The following is a 13,988-nucleotide window of genomic DNA, read 5'->3' as shown; positions in this document are numbered from 1 at the left end:
TTGTCAGTATCCACCACCACAATTGAAAACAGGATCGCGCTTGTCGTTCTTGATAATCCGCCCGTCAATGCTCTCAGCCATGCGCTGCGGGATGGTGCCTACAAGGCGTTGGAAGCGGCGCGCGACAATGATGATGTTGACGCCATCGTGATTGCCTGTGCGGGGCGCACATTTGTGGCGGGGGCCGATATCACCGAGTTTGGCAAGCCCATGCAGGCACCGGACCTGCGGGCGCTTATCGCGATGATCGAGGCGATCAAGAAACCGACGGTTGCTGCCATCCACGGAACAGCACTGGGTGGCGGGCTGGAACTGGCGCTTGGCTGCCATTTTCGCGTCGCTGACAGGGCGGCGAAACTTGGCCTGCCGGAAGTGAAGCTTGGGTTGTTGCCGGGTGCGGGCGGGACGGTGCGTCTGCCCTATCTGGTCGGCGCGCAAGCAGCGCTTGGACTGATCGTTTCCGGCACGCCGATCAGCGCGCAGAAGGCGCACGAGTTCGGGCTTGTGGACCTGATTGCCGGGGATGATCTGGTGCAGGAGGCGATGGCCTTTGCGACTGCCAAGGCACAGCAAGGGCTGGCGCCACAGCCTGTGCGGGACCGACGCGACACCATAGAGGCAACCGACCTTGCGGCGCTGGAAGCGGCCGCGGCCGAATTTGCCCGGAAGGCGCGCGGGCTGCACGCTCCGCTGGCTTGTATCGAAGCGGTGCGCAATGCGGCCACCCTGCCCTTTGATGCGGCGCTGGCAGCAGAGCGGGATCTGTTTGTGACGCTTATGGAGGGGGAGCAATCGCGGGCGCAACGGCATCTGTTCTTTGCTGAGCGCGAGGCGACCAAGGTTCCGGGTATCGGTCGCGATATCACTCCACGAGACATCAAACGCGCCGGCGTGATCGGGGCGGGAACCATGGGTGGCGGCATTGCCATGGCGCTGGCCAATGGCGGCATTCCGGTTCGACTGGTGGAGATGAATGCGGACGCGCTGGCGCGTGGACTGGCGACGATCGAAAAGAACTACGGCATTTCAGTATCGCGCGGGTCACTCACGCAGGACGCCGCCAGCCAGCGCATGGCGCTGTTTTCCGGCAGCACGGATTATGCCGATCTCGGCGATTGTGATTTCATCGTCGAGGCGGTGTTCGAGGACATGGCGGTCAAGCACGAGGTGTTTGCCAGGATTGAGGCGGTCGCCAAGCCGGGCGCCATTTTGGCAACCAACACTTCGTATCTGGACGTCAACGCGATTGCAGCTGCAACGGGCCGGGCCCGCGACCTGGTGGGAGCGCACTTCTTTTCGCCAGCCAATGTGATGCGGCTTCTGGAGATCGTGCGGGCGGAAAAGACCGACCCGGAGGTGATTGCCTCGATGCTGGCGCTGGCCAAGCGCATCGGCAAGGTGGCCGTGGTGGTTGGCGTGTGCCACGGGTTCGTGGGCAATCGCATGCTGGCGGCACGCGGTGCAGAGCTTGAGGCGCTGCTTCTGGAGGGCGCCTCGCCACAACAGATCGACCAGGTGTTTGCCGACTTCGGCTGGCCGATGGGCCCGTTCCAGATGCTTGACCTTGCGGGGCTCGATATCAGCTGGCGCAACCGAAAGGCACAGGGAAAGACCGCAGCTATTGCCGATGCGCTGTGCGAGGCGGGGCGCTTAGGGCAGAAGACCGCGAAGGGATTTTATCGGTATGAGAGCGGCGCGCGCACGCCTCATGTCGATCCTGAAGTGGACACGCTTATCCGCGAGACCGCACGACGCGAGGGTGTGGACCGGCGTGACATCACTGCCGAGGAGATTATCGAGCGCACGCTCTACCCGATGATCAATGAGGGCGCGAAGATTCTTGAGGAAGGCATAGCCACTCGTGCATCCGACATCGATATCGTCTGGGTGCATGGCTATGGCTTCCCGGTCGCCAAGGGTGGGCCGATGTTTTATGCGCAGAGCCTGGGGATCGACCAGATTGTTGCGACGCTGGCTCGGTGGCACGAGACCACCGGCAGGGCCATCTTCGCGCCGTCCTCTCTTCTGGTGGACGCGGCCCGGCGCAAGCTCTCGCTGGCAGATGCCCTGACCAGAAGCTGATTGCGCCAATATGCGCGCCGCCAGTTGCCGGCGACCGGGGGTGATGGCACAACATTGACGAAAGTGCCGGTCAGGACGCGTGACCGCATGACCCAGACAGCAGGACCGCACCCATGGATATTCGTAGAATCAATGACACTTACGCCGTTTCGGGCCAGATCCAGGCATCGGATGCTGCCACACTGAAGGCTGAAGGTTACAGCACGGTGATCTGCAACCGACCCGACGATGAAGATCCGGGCCAGCCCTCTGTCGCCGCTATCCGGGAGGCTGTTGAGGCCGAGGGAATGGCGTTTCACCATATTCCCTTCGGCAGCACCCAGCCGATGACCGAGGCCGATGTTGAAGCGATGCGCAGGGTGCTGGATGGAGCGAGCCGTCCGGTGTTTGCCTATTGCCGCTCAGGAACGCGCTCGACCAATATTTATGGGGCGGCGGTCAACGCCTGACATGCGGGGAAGCGGCAGGAGCGTTCCCGCCGCGCCTTAAGCAGTTGCTATTGCGCAGCCGCAGTGGTGAGTTTTTCCAGTGCGCCGCTCAAGGCTGAGAGCGAGCCTTCCGCTCCGTCAAGTCCATACATGGTCTTCATGCTCTGCGGGTCTTCGTAGCCGATATGCGTCTTGCCGTCCTCGTCCCAGACCAGCACGCGGACCGGCAGGTCGATGCCAACATGACGATCCGCCTCCAGCATGGGTGTGCCAACCTTCGGATTGCCGAAAATCACCAGCACCATGGGCTCCAGATCTGAACCAACGGTTTTCGCCCCGGCGGCGTGATCGATGGTCGCGAACACCTTGCTGCCTGCCATTTCGATGGCGGCGACCAGTTTCTGCACGGTTTCAGCGACCGGGGATTTGGTATCCTTGATGATCCAGTTTTCGCCGGATGCATGTCCGAGGACCGTCGAAACTGCTAAAATGGACAAAGCGGTGAGAAAACGTTTCATAAAAATACTCCTTGCGGACAATGGGACCGGGGAAAAGGTCTCGAGGCTGCCCATGATTACGCAGTTGGAGCGCCAACACCAAGTTTCAAGATAAACGACCCTATCACGATTGAGCGAGCTGGCGCACTGGAGCCTGCGCACCAAGCCTTGAGGGACTAGTAGAGCCAGCGCACCATGAACAGTGAGATGGCGGGGAACAGGGTCAGCAGCGCGACGCGGATGATGTCGCTGGCGATGAAGGGCATAACACCCCGATAGGTGGCGGAGATGGGCGTTTGCCGGTCCATCTGGTTGATGACGAAGAGGTTCATGCCGACCGGCGGCGTGATGAGGCCGACCTCGACGACGATCAGCACCAGGATGCCGAACCAGATGGCAAATTCCTCCGGTGCCAGCCCAAAATCCAACGCGGTGACAATGGGGAAGAAGATCGGGATGGTGAGCAGGATCATCGACAGTGAGTCCATGACGCAGCCGAACAGAAGATAGAGAAGCAGGATCAGCGTCATCACCAGCCAGGGATTAAAACCCTGCTCGGTGACAAAGCCGGCCATCATCTGGGGCACCTGCGCCATGGCAAGAAAGGAATTGTAAAAGCCTGCGCCCAGCACGATGAAGAAGATCATCGCAGTGGCGGTGGCGGTGGCCATGATGGACTGAACGAACGTCTGACGGGTCAGGCCGCCATTGATGAGGGCGATGATGCCGGTGCCGGCGGCGCCGACCGCCGCCCCCTCTGTTGGCGTGAAGACGCCGAGATAGATGCCGCCGACGACCGAAAAGAATACCACCATGACCGGCCAGACATCGATCAACGCACGCCAGCGCTCACGGTAAGGCGCGCGCTCTGCCATGCCCGCTGATTTGGGCCAGATGCGCACGTAGATGGAAATGGCGATCATATAGCCCAAGGCCGCCAGAACGCCCGGCACGAAAGCGGCGACGAACAGTTTTGCGATGTTCTGCTCGGCCAGAATTGCATAGATGACGAGGATGACCGAAGGCGGGATGAGGATGCCGAGCGTGCCGCCAGCAGCCAGCGTGCCGGTGGCGAGAGCGCCTGAATAGCCGTAGCGGCGCAGCTCGGGCAGCGCCACCTGGCTCATGGTGGCGGCTGTTGCCAGCGACGAACCGCAGATGGCACCAAAGCCGGCGCAGGCACCCACCGCCGCCATGGCAACGCCGCCGCGGCGATGGCCCAGCCAGGTGTTAGCGGCCTTGAAAAGGGCCTGGGACATGCCGCCCAAGGTGGCAAATTGGCCCATCAGCAGAAACAGCGGCACGATGGTGAGCGAATAGCCCGAAAAGGTGGAATAGGTTTCGTTCTTCAGTTTAGCCAGGACCGGCGACACATTACCAAACAGAATCCAGCTGCCGCCCAGCCCGCAGACCAGCATGGCGAGGCCGATAGGAATGCGCATGAAGATCAGCGCAAGAAGGAGCGGAAATGACCAGAGGCCGATTTCAAAACTGGTCAATGAGAGGCCCCTTGTCCGGACGCGGTATGAAGGACGCCTGAGCTCAACTCGGCAGCGCGCAAAAACACCATGTAAACCGACACGATGACAGCGCCGACGCTTGCCACCAGACAGGCGGCATAGGCCCACCAGATCGGGAATTGCAGAATGAAGCTGGTTTCGGTGTAAGCGAGCTTGTCCATCATGCCGTAATAAAGCTGCCAGGCGATGAGGGCGAGGACGATTGTCATCAGCAGTTCGGCTATGAGGTCGATCAGGCGGTTCACCCGGCCCGACATCAGCGGCGCCAGAATATCCACCGTGGCGTGGCCGCGGTTGAGCTGGCACCAGGGCAGGAACGCAAAGACGGCAAAGCCGACGCCAACCTGCACCAGCTCGAAATCACCCGGCACCGGACCAAGGCCCATGAAGATAAGTGCGCGCCCGGTGATGGAGGCAACGGTCATCGCCGTTACCGCCACGAGCACGATACCGCCAAGGACGGCAAGGGTTTTGGCCAGCCCATGCATGAATGCAGACATGTGTTCCCCTGGCCGCTTGTGCGGCCCTTGTTTGCCCGGAAGCCAGGGCGCGGACACTTTGCTGCTGATGAGCATTGTCTGCGCGGCTAGCCCCCTCTCCGTCACCGGTTGCGCGGTGCGACCTCTCCCCAGCTTGCGCGGGGAGAGGAAATGTTTTGACGCCTACTTGGAATATTTCTCGATCAGCGCGTGGGCTTCGTCGATGAGTTTCTGGCCATCGATGTTCTTGGCCTTCATCTCCTCGATCCACTGGGCGTAGACCGGCTCGGCGGCCTTTTTCCAGGTTTCGGTATCCTCGGCGCTGATCTCGATGATGTTGTTGCCGCGATCAACCGCGATCTTGCGGCTTGGAGCATCGGCGCCGGCCTGGGTCTTGCCAGCGAAGGCTGCGAACTCCTGCCCGGAATTGTCATCCAGGACCTTTTTCAGATCATCAGGAAGCGCGTCATACTTGGCCTTGTTCATGGCCAGCACGAAGGTGGTGGTGTAGAATGCGCGGTCGCCGCCAAACTCGGTGTGGTTGGAGACAAGCTCCGGCACCTTCAGCGCCGGGGTGACCTCCCAGGGGATGACGCAACCATCGATGACGCCCTTGGAAAGGGCCTCGGTGATCTGTGGCACCGGCATGCCGACGGGCGTGGCGCCGAGCTGGCCCAAAAGCGCATTAATGATGCGGGTTGGCGCGCGCACCTTCATGCCCTTGAGGTCTTCCAGCTTGGTGATCGGTGACTTGGTGTGAAGCACGCCGGGACCATGGACCCAGACGCCGAGGACATGCGTATCCTTGAACTCGGTGTCTTTCATTTCCTTCTCGAACAGATCCCAATAGGCGCGCGAGGTGGCCTCGGCATTGGTCATCATGAAGGGCAGTTCAAACACTTCGGTCGAGGGGAACCGACCGGGCGTGGAGCCGGGCAAAGTCCAGACGATGTCGACGATGCCATCCTTGGCCTGATCGTAAAGCTGCGGCGGCGTGCCGCCAAGCTGCATGGCTGGATAGCGCTCGATCTTGATGCGGCCGCCCGATTCCTTCTCAATCTTGTCGGCCCATGGGTCGAGCACCAGCTTTGGCACATTGGCCTGCGGTGGCAGGAACTGGTGCAGCCGGAGCGTGACATCCTGCGCAAAGGCCGAGCCAGCAGCAGTGATGGCGCCGAGCGCGGTGAGCGCACCGGCAAGAACCAGATTGCGAATTGAGTGATATTTCATGAAACTTTCCTCCCAGTTGTTTCAGATACGGACTGCCACAGTACGGTGCGGGCAGCATGCGCGTCCAGACGCGACTTTAGGCGAAATTATGTAACAATAAAGGAGGAATGTTTTTTAATTTTGTAACGCGTGTCACAGCGGCAGCGAACCGGTCTCCTTGAGCGTCTGGAGCACGATCGCGGTTTTGACGTGCTGGACGGAATCGTGCGGGAGCAGTACGTCGTTGACAAATTCTGACAGCGATTTGAGATCCTGTGTGACAACCTTGAGGATATAATCCATCTCGCCGGTGAGCGCATGTGCCTCCTGCACCTGAGGCAGCCGTGCCAGAAGCTCGGCGAAGCGGCGGGCATTGTCGCGGTTGTGGGTAGCCAGCGTAACCGTGATGACATTGACCAGAGAAAAGCCCAACATGTCGCGGTCGAGTACGGCACGGTAGCACTTTATATAGCCCTCCTCCTCCAGCCGCTGGCGGCGCCGCGAGCATTGCGAGGGCGACAGGTTCACCCGCTCCGAGATGTCGTTGTTGGTTAAACGCGCATCTTCCTGCAAAAGCATCAATATTTTGCGATCAAACGCATCCAGATGCGTGCTTGCCATGCAATCCCCTCATTTTGCGCAAAAACTGTGCATACAATCTATGGAAATGCTCGCGATTGCAAGCACTTTGCAGAGGCCAGGGACTATCATCGCCCAAGCGATAGAGGAGATCGACCATGGGCCCATTCCCGCACGACGCGCCGCCGGCAAAAATTACCGAGGACAATCCGGCAGGCACAGACGGGTTCGAATTTGTCGAGTTCGCGCATTCGGAGCCGGAAAAGCTGGCTGAGCTGTTCACCCGCATGGGCTATGTCGCGGTGGCCAAGCATCGCAGCAAGAATGTAACCGTGTGGCGCCAGGGCGACATTACCTATCTCGTCAATGCAGAACCCGGCTCGCACGCCATGCGGTTTGTGGATGATCACGGCCCCTGCGCCGCCTCGATGGCGTGGCGCGTGGTAGATGCGCAACATGCATTTGAGCACGCCGTTTCAAAAGGCGCCGAGCCTTATGAAGGCAATGACAAGGCGCTGGATGTGCCGGCGATTGTGGGCATTGGCGGCTCGCTTTTGTATTTCGTCGAGACTTACGGTGCCAAGGGTTCAGCCTATGATGCCGAATTCGAATGGTTGGGCGAGCGCGACCCCAAGCCAGCCGGCGTGGGCTTCTATTATCTCGATCATTTGACGCATAATGTCTATCGCGGCAATATGGACAAATGGTGGGCTTTTTACCGCGAATTGTTCGGCTTCAAGCAGATCCATTATTTCGACATTGACGGCAAGATCACCGGTCTTGTCAGCCGCGCAATCACCTCTCCTTGCAGCAAGATCCGCATTCCGCTGAACGAGAGCAAGGATGAGACAAGCCAGATTGTCGAATATCTGAAGAAGTATAATGGCGAAGGCATTCAGCATATCGCTGTCGGCACGGACGGCATTTATGATGCCACCGACAGGCTGGCCGACAATGGGCTGAAATTCATGCCCGGCCCGCCTGAGACCTATTATGAGAAAAGCCATGCCCGCGTTAACGGCCATGATGAGCCTATCGCGCGCATGATGCAGCATGGCATTTTGATCGACGGCGAAGGCGTGATTGATGGCGGCATGACCAAGATCCTGCTGCAGATTTTCTCCAAGACAGTGATCGGCCCGATCTTCTTCGAGTTCATCCAGCGCAAGGGCGATGAGGGCTTTGGCGAGGGCAATTTCCGCGCTTTGTTTGAAAGCATCGAGGAAGACCAGATCCGCCGCGGCGTGATCCAGGCCGCGGAGTAGGTTTGTTACGAGGCAGCCGGTGCGTTAGAGCCGTTCAATGTTTGGAGCAAACATTGAACGGCTCTAACGCTTGGTTTTTACGCAATTCCGGACGCAAAACCGCCAAAAACACTTTTGCTGGAATTGCTTTAGTCTAAACCGGCTGCCTTGCGCAGCACATCATTGATACGGCTTTGCCAGCCCGGACCATCCGCGCGAAAACGGGCAACGACATCACTGTCGAGCCGCAATGTCACCTGCTTCTTGGGATTGTCCGTGACGGGACGACCGCGCGTGCGGCGGATTTCATCAGCAAATTCGGGGAATAATTCAGCGAACGGTTTCGCACTGCGAAGTTCTTCAGCAGTCCATTCTGGATTATCTGAAACCGCGTCCCAATCCTGTTTAATGTAGCCGCGACCTGGTTCAAACTCAGTTTTCAATTTAGTCTTCGTCATTGCAAACGCCTTTCAGAAAGCCTTGCTGGGCGCATGGAGATAATTGACAGCCCTTCGCTTCCCATTGGATGGAAGATGACTGCCAGCACCATACCCGGCTCCAGTTCGCCAATCGCTTTGAACCTGCCTACTCTTGCTGGCTGCACAATCGCATCGAGGAAGAATAAATCATCCAGCACTGCAAAATCGAGGCCATGCTTTGCCAGATTGGCCAGCCGTTTGGGCTCATCCCACACAATCTTCATTTAATGTAGCTACATTAATTTGAACGTCAAGCAAGTTATCTTGCTCACATGGTTGATTGCATTTTTTTAATACACCCGCAATGCATGTAGACATGCTGGTTGCGCACCGTTTTGAGATCGTTAGAACTGGGGCATGAGTTCTTCAATTCAAACACTCGGTGTTGTCGGCAGACTGTTTCCGCTCATTATATCCGGCGAGAAAACCTCCACCATTCGCTTTTGTGAGGTCCGCATTGTTCCCGGCCCAATGCGTTATGTATGCGATGACGACGCGACCAAGGTGGCGGAGGTCGATGTCATACGCTGCACGGAGATGTCGCTCTCCTCAGTCGCTGCCTATCTGGGAATGCTGGATAGATGGCCTGATGATACTATGCTGCAAGGAATGCGTGAGCATTATCCTGAGATTGAACTCACGGATATCGTTCAAGTCATCGAGCACACGCCTTTTGTGAGTGCGCGAGAGTCACACCGATAGTTCCCTCGACGCTATCGAGTGCTTGCCGCCTCCAGCGCATCCTTCAACACCTCCCCATCGCCCACCAGATTGGCCAGAATGAGCACCAGTCTGGCGTTGAGCTTTGTGCTTTGTTCCAGTGACAGGCCTTCATGGGCTTGCATCAATTCCGCATAGAAATCATCTCCATGCGTTTTGAGCCTGTCATCGCCGATCTGCGCGGTCATGCGCGTTTTCCCATCGCGGTTTGTAGTGCTGCGTTGATTTTTGCAGCCGCAGCACCGGCGGCAAAGCGGGCGGCGATGTGCTGGTCGGGGCGGATGAGGTAGAGCGTTTCAGCGCCGTAGCGGGCTTCGATCAGGCGTTGCGTGTCATGCAGGCAATCGGCTTCAGGCTGCGCGGTAACTGACAGGCAGCGCAGGCTTTTATCGAGGCCCGAGGGAAGATCTACGTGCACGGCCAACAGCACAAAATCGCCTGCTGCGACATGGTCGAGCAACCATCCTGCGCCGGCCTCAGCTTCGATTGGTGCATCCAGCATTGCGGCGCCCACCTGAACGCCGCCGGGCGTGTTGTCTGGTGACTGAAGCGAAAGGCCCGCCAGCGAACAGGGCGTGGACAGACGGCCGGAATTGACGAGGCGTCGCGCGAATTCATGGTTGGCTGCGAGATGCAGAACGCTGTCGCGGAAAATCTTTTCCATCTCGGTCTTGGGTGTCATGAAATTGGTGGCGCGGGAGGAATGGCGGATGTTTTCGTCGGCGGCGAAGATGCGCTCTTCGTCATAGGTGTCGATCAGGCGCGGGCCGGCCTTCCCGCGCAGCACGAGCGCGAGTTTCCAAACCAGATTGTCGATGTCCTGAATGCCGCTATTGCCGCCGCGCGCGCCGAAGGGAGAGACGATGTGCGCACTGTCGCCCGCAAAGACCACGCGATTGTGCACGAAGCGCTCCAGCCGGCGGCACTGGAAGGTGTAGACCGATACCCAATCCAGCGTGAAATCGCGGTGACCGATAATGCGCTCAATGCGCGGGACGACGTTTTCGGGGCGCTTTTCGACCTCAGGATCGGTGTCCCAGCCAAGTTGCAGATCAATGCGGTAGATGTTGTCGGGCTGCTTGTGCAAAAGCGCCGACTGGCCGGCATGGAAAGGCGGTTCGAACCAGAACAGGCGTTCGGAGGGATATTCCGCCTGCATTTCCACATCGGCAATGAGGAAGCGTTCCTCAAACATCTTGCCTTCGAAATCGAGGCCAAGATGCGCGCGCACGGAAGAGCGCGCGCCATCGCAGGCGATCAGCCAATCGGCTTCCAGCGTGTAAGTTCCATCCGGCGTATCGACCGAGACGCGCACGCCGTCATCCAATTGCTCCACGCCGGCGACGCGGTTTTTCCAGCGCAGGTCGATCAGGTCCGGAAAATCTGCGGCGCGTTCGACCAGATAGTGCTCGACATAATATTGCTGGAGGTTGACGAAGGCCGGCATGGCCTGGCCGGGCTCTGGCTGGAGGTCGAAATTCCAGACTTCACGGTCGCGGTGGAACAGGCGGCCGACTTTCCAGGTGACGCCTTTTGCAACCATGCGCTGGCCAATGCCCAGCCGGTCAAAAATTTCCAGCGTGCGCTTGGACCAGCAGATGGCGCGGCTGCCGACCGAGACGACATCATTGTCATCCAGCACCACGCAGGCAATGCCGTGGAGCGCGCAATCAATGGCAGCGGCAAGCCCGACAGGACCAGCACCGACAATGATGACGCGATGGCGTGTGGACGGCTGGCCCGAAAGTTCCGGCGGCGTGGTGTAGGGAAAGGGGGGGTAGAGAGTTCGGGGCATGGTCAGGTCCGAGACGGTGAGAGCGCGGCGAGCATTTTGAACCCCAAACCGGTTGCGCAGTTTGCGTGTACCGCTGCAATTGCACCCAAGAAAAGTCTATGTGACGTTGGACTATTCCACTGTGGTGCAGCTTGCTTTTGCGCAAGCTCTACGCCAGTGGGTTGCATGAAACAGGGCTCATGGCACCATTGGGGCCGGTCCGCTTCGACGAACAGCGGACGCGGGGGTGCAAGCTGGAAATCGTTCTGAAAAAATGCCACTTCAGGCTTGTGGCCGGCGCGATGCGCCGCCCTAGCGGCAGATGGTGACACATCATCATGGGCCATAGATTGCGACGGTATCTTTTGAGAGGCGTTCGGCGCACCCTGTCTATCATCGTGCCAGGCTCGGTGAAGATGCGCCTGCGGGCTCTGGTCAGGGACAGCAGGGCACCGGTGCCCTGTCGCCGTAGAGGTTCCAATGCCGGTCGCGCCGCCTGAGCCGGTTGCGCCCATTGTCATCCGCAAAATCGTGCGCCCGCGCCCCATATCGCGCCAGCGCCGGCTGCTGATCGTGGATGATGCGGTGCCGCTTGTCGCACTGGGTGCCGGTTTTCCGCGTGCACAACAGATCATGCTCGGCGCTATCGCGATGGGGTGGCACGTAACCTTGTACGTCACCAGCCACGCCGGGACGGACTGGGTGGCTGCGCGCCATGAAATCCCAGGGACTGTCGATGTCATTGTCGGAGAGGGACATGCCGGGCTGGTGCCTTTTCTCAGCGACCATGCGGGGGACTTCGAGACAATCCTTATCAGCCGTCCTCACAACATGCAGGCCTTTGGCGAGGATGGCGGGTTTGAGATCCTGAAGGCGAGCGGTACACGGCTGATCTACGATGCCGAGGCGTTGTTTGCGGTGCGCGACCTGGAGCGGCTGCGGCTGGACGGGGTTACGATTTCTTCTCAAACAGCGGATGCCTTGATCGGGCGGGAAGTGGCCCTGTCCATAGGTGCCGATGCAATTGCCTGTGTGTCGCCGACAGAGGCTTTGATGTTTCGGGAGCATCTGGCCGAAGCCGCCCCTCGGGTCCACGTGCTCAGCCATCCGGTCGCGGCTGTGAAGCTTAACAAGCGCGCGTTCAGCAAGAGGGGCGGTTTCCTGTTCGTCGGACGCCTTTTGGAAAAGGAAGCGCCCAACTGGGATGGGCTTGTTTGGTTCCTGCAGGAATGTTGGCCCCTGATCAGGCAGGCGCTGCCGGACGCCACTTTGACAATTGTCGGCAACATCCATGCCGAGCATCAGGAGTTTGAACTTCCGGGCGTGCGGATCAACGGGCCGGCTGAGGATTTGACAGAGTATTATGACAGCAACCGCGTGTTCATCGCGCCTGTCCGCTACGCCGCCGGGATCCCGACCAAGATCATCGAAGCCGCGGCGGCGGGGCTGCCTTGCGTGGGCAGCCATCTGATGGCGCGCCAATTGGGTTTTACCCCCGGTGCGGAGATGCTGGCTGACGACGCGCCTGAGGCATTCGCCCAATCGGCGATTTCGCTTCATCAGGATAAGGCTCTCTGGAGCACCGTACGCGACGCGGCACACCGACGCCTGAGCGACGAGCACGGCGCTGACCGCTTCCGCGAGACGCTGCGGCTGATCCTTGAAGGCAATGCTTGAGGGAAGGTTGAACGTTGTTGTGATGCAACGGTGCGCGGACATTTGGAGGGGCATCAGAGCTTGCTCTGATCGCAATTATGACCTACTTTATGGTCATAAGGACCATATCTGATGACCGCGCCAGCTTCGTTCGAGAAAGACCCGGAAACGATATCGATTGCGGACGCCAAGGCGCGCTTCGCTGATCTTGTGCGGCGTGCGGAAGCGGGGGAGCGCATTGTGCTGACCCGCCATGGCAGGCCGGTGGCCGAGCTTACGCCCAGCGCCGATAGCAAGCCGCGCAAGAAGCTGCATGGCGCGCTCAAGGGAGAAATCAAAATCGCACCTGATTTCGATGCGCTGGGGACGGAATGGGATGAATATACACGGTGAGCACGCGCTACCTGATCGACACGCATATTCTGCTCTGGGATCTTTCGGCTGACAGCAGATTGTCGGCCAGCCATGCCGCTTTGATGAGCGGCGACGCGCCGAAATTTGTGAGCGTTGCCAGCCTTTGGGAGATCTCGATAAAGGTCTCGCTTGGCAAGCTGACCGTGCCACCCCGGCTGCTTTCCATTATCGAGGACAGCGACGTGGAAATTTTGCCCATCCTGCCGCAGCATGCCATGCACACCAGCGCGCTGCCGCTGCATCACCGCGACCCGTTTGACCGCCTGCTCATCGCACAGGCGCAGATCGAGGGGCTGACAATCGTGACCGCTGACCCGGCGTTTGCGCGCTATGATGTGGTCTGTGTGTGAGGCTTCCATTTCACAGGCCCAGACGCTCGACTTCGTCGCGGCGGAACGCGAGATCGTAGTCGAGAAAGAATTCGTCGAGCTGCGGCGGTTTGACGGACGTGCCCGACAGCATGGCGTGGGCCTGGCCGCGATGGTGGGTCTGGTGGATGAACAGATGCGCCAGAAGATCACCGATGCGTTCGGGGATGCTGCCATCTTCGCGGCGGTCGGTAGCGACGCGGCGGGGCAGATCGGTAGCTGTAAGTGCGTCGCAAAAGGCGAGCAGGCGCTGGTCGGCAGCGGCTTGAGCGGCGGCCAGTGCCGCGACATCCCTGAAGGGCTGAAACCGATCATAGGCGCTGGCACCCAGCGGTCCCTCTTCCAGAAAATCCAAATTGAGATGGTCGACCGCCAGAAGATGGTTCAGCGTTTGCGCAATGGAGGGGAAGAACGACACACGCGGGGCCTCGAACTCGCCGGGCTGAAGCTTGGTCAGCGCCGCAAAAAGCCGGTCGTTTGACCAGCGGTTGTTGCGGGCCATGGCACGATTATGGGCAAGCAGATCCAATGGTCATTTC

General features: G+C 59.4%; 17 protein-coding genes. 7 read left to right on the top strand and 10 right to left on the bottom strand.

The window, feature by feature from the left end:
- Positions 1-2,082: a 3-hydroxyacyl-CoA dehydrogenase NAD-binding domain-containing protein gene (locus GA830_RS09230; protein WP_195161596.1), complete on the top strand. Its 2,082-nt coding sequence runs from the start codon at positions 1-3 to the stop codon at positions 2,080-2,082.
- 113 nt (positions 2,083-2,195) lie between these two features.
- Positions 2,196-2,531, top strand: a complete 336-nt coding sequence (locus tag GA830_RS09225; protein ID WP_195161595.1) for a TIGR01244 family sulfur transferase — start codon at positions 2,196-2,198, stop codon at positions 2,529-2,531.
- 47 nt (positions 2,532-2,578) lie between these two features.
- Here GA830_RS09225 and GA830_RS09220 read toward each other — a convergent pair whose 3' ends face one another.
- From GA830_RS09220 to GA830_RS09200, 5 genes are all read right to left on the bottom strand, one after another.
- Entirely contained in the window at positions 2,579-3,028 is a 450-nt protein-coding gene (locus GA830_RS09220; RefSeq protein ID WP_195161594.1) for a DUF302 domain-containing protein, read from the bottom strand.
- 155 nt (positions 3,029-3,183) lie between these two features.
- On the bottom strand, positions 3,184-4,506 hold the full coding sequence (locus GA830_RS09215; protein WP_195161593.1) for a TRAP transporter large permease: 1,323 nt from the start codon (positions 4,504-4,506) through the stop codon (positions 3,184-3,186).
- Entirely contained in the window at positions 4,503-5,027 is a 525-nt protein-coding gene (locus tag GA830_RS09210) for a TRAP transporter small permease (RefSeq protein WP_195161592.1), read from the bottom strand. The genes GA830_RS09215 and GA830_RS09210 overlap by 4 nt, the downstream gene beginning before the upstream one ends.
- Positions 5,028-5,189: 162 nt before the next feature.
- The gene (locus GA830_RS09205; protein WP_195161591.1) at positions 5,190-6,236 is read right to left on the bottom strand and encodes a TRAP transporter substrate-binding protein; all 1,047 of its coding nucleotides are present in this window, start codon (positions 6,234-6,236) and stop codon (positions 5,190-5,192) included.
- Positions 6,237-6,368: 132 nt separating this feature from the next.
- Positions 6,369-6,836 (bottom strand): Lrp/AsnC family transcriptional regulator, encoded by a 468-nt coding sequence (locus tag GA830_RS09200; RefSeq protein WP_195161590.1) that lies wholly within the window; start codon positions 6,834-6,836, stop codon positions 6,369-6,371.
- Between the two features lie 116 nt (positions 6,837-6,952).
- Between GA830_RS09200 and hppD the strand changes: the two genes are divergently transcribed.
- A complete protein-coding gene (gene hppD, locus GA830_RS09195; protein ID WP_195161589.1) occupies positions 6,953-8,059 on the top strand; it encodes a 4-hydroxyphenylpyruvate dioxygenase in 1,107 nt (368 codons plus the stop codon).
- A gap of 128 nt (positions 8,060-8,187) precedes the next feature.
- On the opposite strand, the gene GA830_RS09190 is transcribed toward hppD, so the two are convergent.
- Both GA830_RS09190 and GA830_RS09185 read right to left on the bottom strand, forming a co-directional pair.
- Positions 8,188-8,496 (bottom strand): BrnA antitoxin family protein, encoded by a 309-nt coding sequence (locus GA830_RS09190; RefSeq protein ID WP_195161588.1) that lies wholly within the window; start codon positions 8,494-8,496, stop codon positions 8,188-8,190.
- Positions 8,493-8,741, bottom strand: a complete 249-nt coding sequence (locus GA830_RS09185; protein WP_195161587.1) for a BrnT family toxin — start codon at positions 8,739-8,741, stop codon at positions 8,493-8,495. Before GA830_RS09185 ends, GA830_RS09190 begins: the two co-directional genes overlap by 4 nt.
- A 133-nt stretch (positions 8,742-8,874) precedes the next feature.
- On the opposite strand from GA830_RS09185, the gene GA830_RS09180 reads away from it, so the two are divergent.
- The gene (locus GA830_RS09180) at positions 8,875-9,219 is read left to right on the top strand and encodes an ASCH domain-containing protein (RefSeq protein WP_258045387.1); all 345 of its coding nucleotides are present in this window, start codon (positions 8,875-8,877) and stop codon (positions 9,217-9,219) included.
- Positions 9,220-9,230: 11 nt separating this feature from the next.
- On the opposite strand, the gene GA830_RS09175 is transcribed toward GA830_RS09180, so the two are convergent.
- Both GA830_RS09175 and GA830_RS09170 read right to left on the bottom strand, forming a co-directional pair.
- Positions 9,231-9,425: a DUF2783 domain-containing protein gene (locus GA830_RS09175; RefSeq protein WP_195161586.1), complete on the bottom strand. Its 195-nt coding sequence runs from the start codon at positions 9,423-9,425 to the stop codon at positions 9,231-9,233.
- Entirely contained in the window at positions 9,422-11,032 is a 1,611-nt protein-coding gene (locus tag GA830_RS09170) for an FAD-dependent oxidoreductase (protein ID WP_195161585.1), read from the bottom strand. Before GA830_RS09170 ends, GA830_RS09175 begins: the two co-directional genes overlap by 4 nt.
- Positions 11,033-11,491: 459 nt before the next feature.
- On the opposite strand from GA830_RS09170, the gene GA830_RS09165 reads away from it, so the two are divergent.
- The 3 genes from GA830_RS09165 to GA830_RS09155 all read left to right on the top strand — a co-directional run bounded on the left by GA830_RS09165 (position 11,492) and on the right by GA830_RS09155 (position 13,431).
- Complete coding sequence (locus GA830_RS09165; protein WP_195161584.1) at positions 11,492-12,688, top strand: glycosyltransferase; 1,197 nt, start codon at positions 11,492-11,494, stop codon at positions 12,686-12,688.
- A 111-nt stretch (positions 12,689-12,799) separates the two neighbouring features.
- Complete coding sequence (locus GA830_RS09160; RefSeq protein WP_195161583.1) at positions 12,800-13,060, top strand: type II toxin-antitoxin system Phd/YefM family antitoxin; 261 nt, start codon at positions 12,800-12,802, stop codon at positions 13,058-13,060.
- On the top strand, positions 13,057-13,431 hold the full coding sequence (locus tag GA830_RS09155; RefSeq protein WP_195161582.1) for a type II toxin-antitoxin system VapC family toxin: 375 nt from the start codon (positions 13,057-13,059) through the stop codon (positions 13,429-13,431). Before GA830_RS09160 ends, GA830_RS09155 begins: the two co-directional genes overlap by 4 nt.
- A gap of 10 nt (positions 13,432-13,441) precedes the next feature.
- Here the strand turns inward: GA830_RS09155 and GA830_RS09150 are convergent, their stop codons facing one another.
- A complete protein-coding gene (locus tag GA830_RS09150) occupies positions 13,442-13,978 on the bottom strand; it encodes a DinB family protein (protein WP_195161581.1) in 537 nt (178 codons plus the stop codon).
- Between the last annotated feature and the right edge of the window lie 10 nt (positions 13,979-13,988).

The sequence above is a fragment of the Mesorhizobium sp. NBSH29 genome (genome assembly GCF_015500055.1).
GTDB lineage: Bacteria > Pseudomonadota > Alphaproteobacteria > Rhizobiales > Rhizobiaceae > Neomesorhizobium.
Note: the sequence above shows the minus strand (reverse complement) of the source record. Positions and strands in the feature narration are given on the sequence as shown.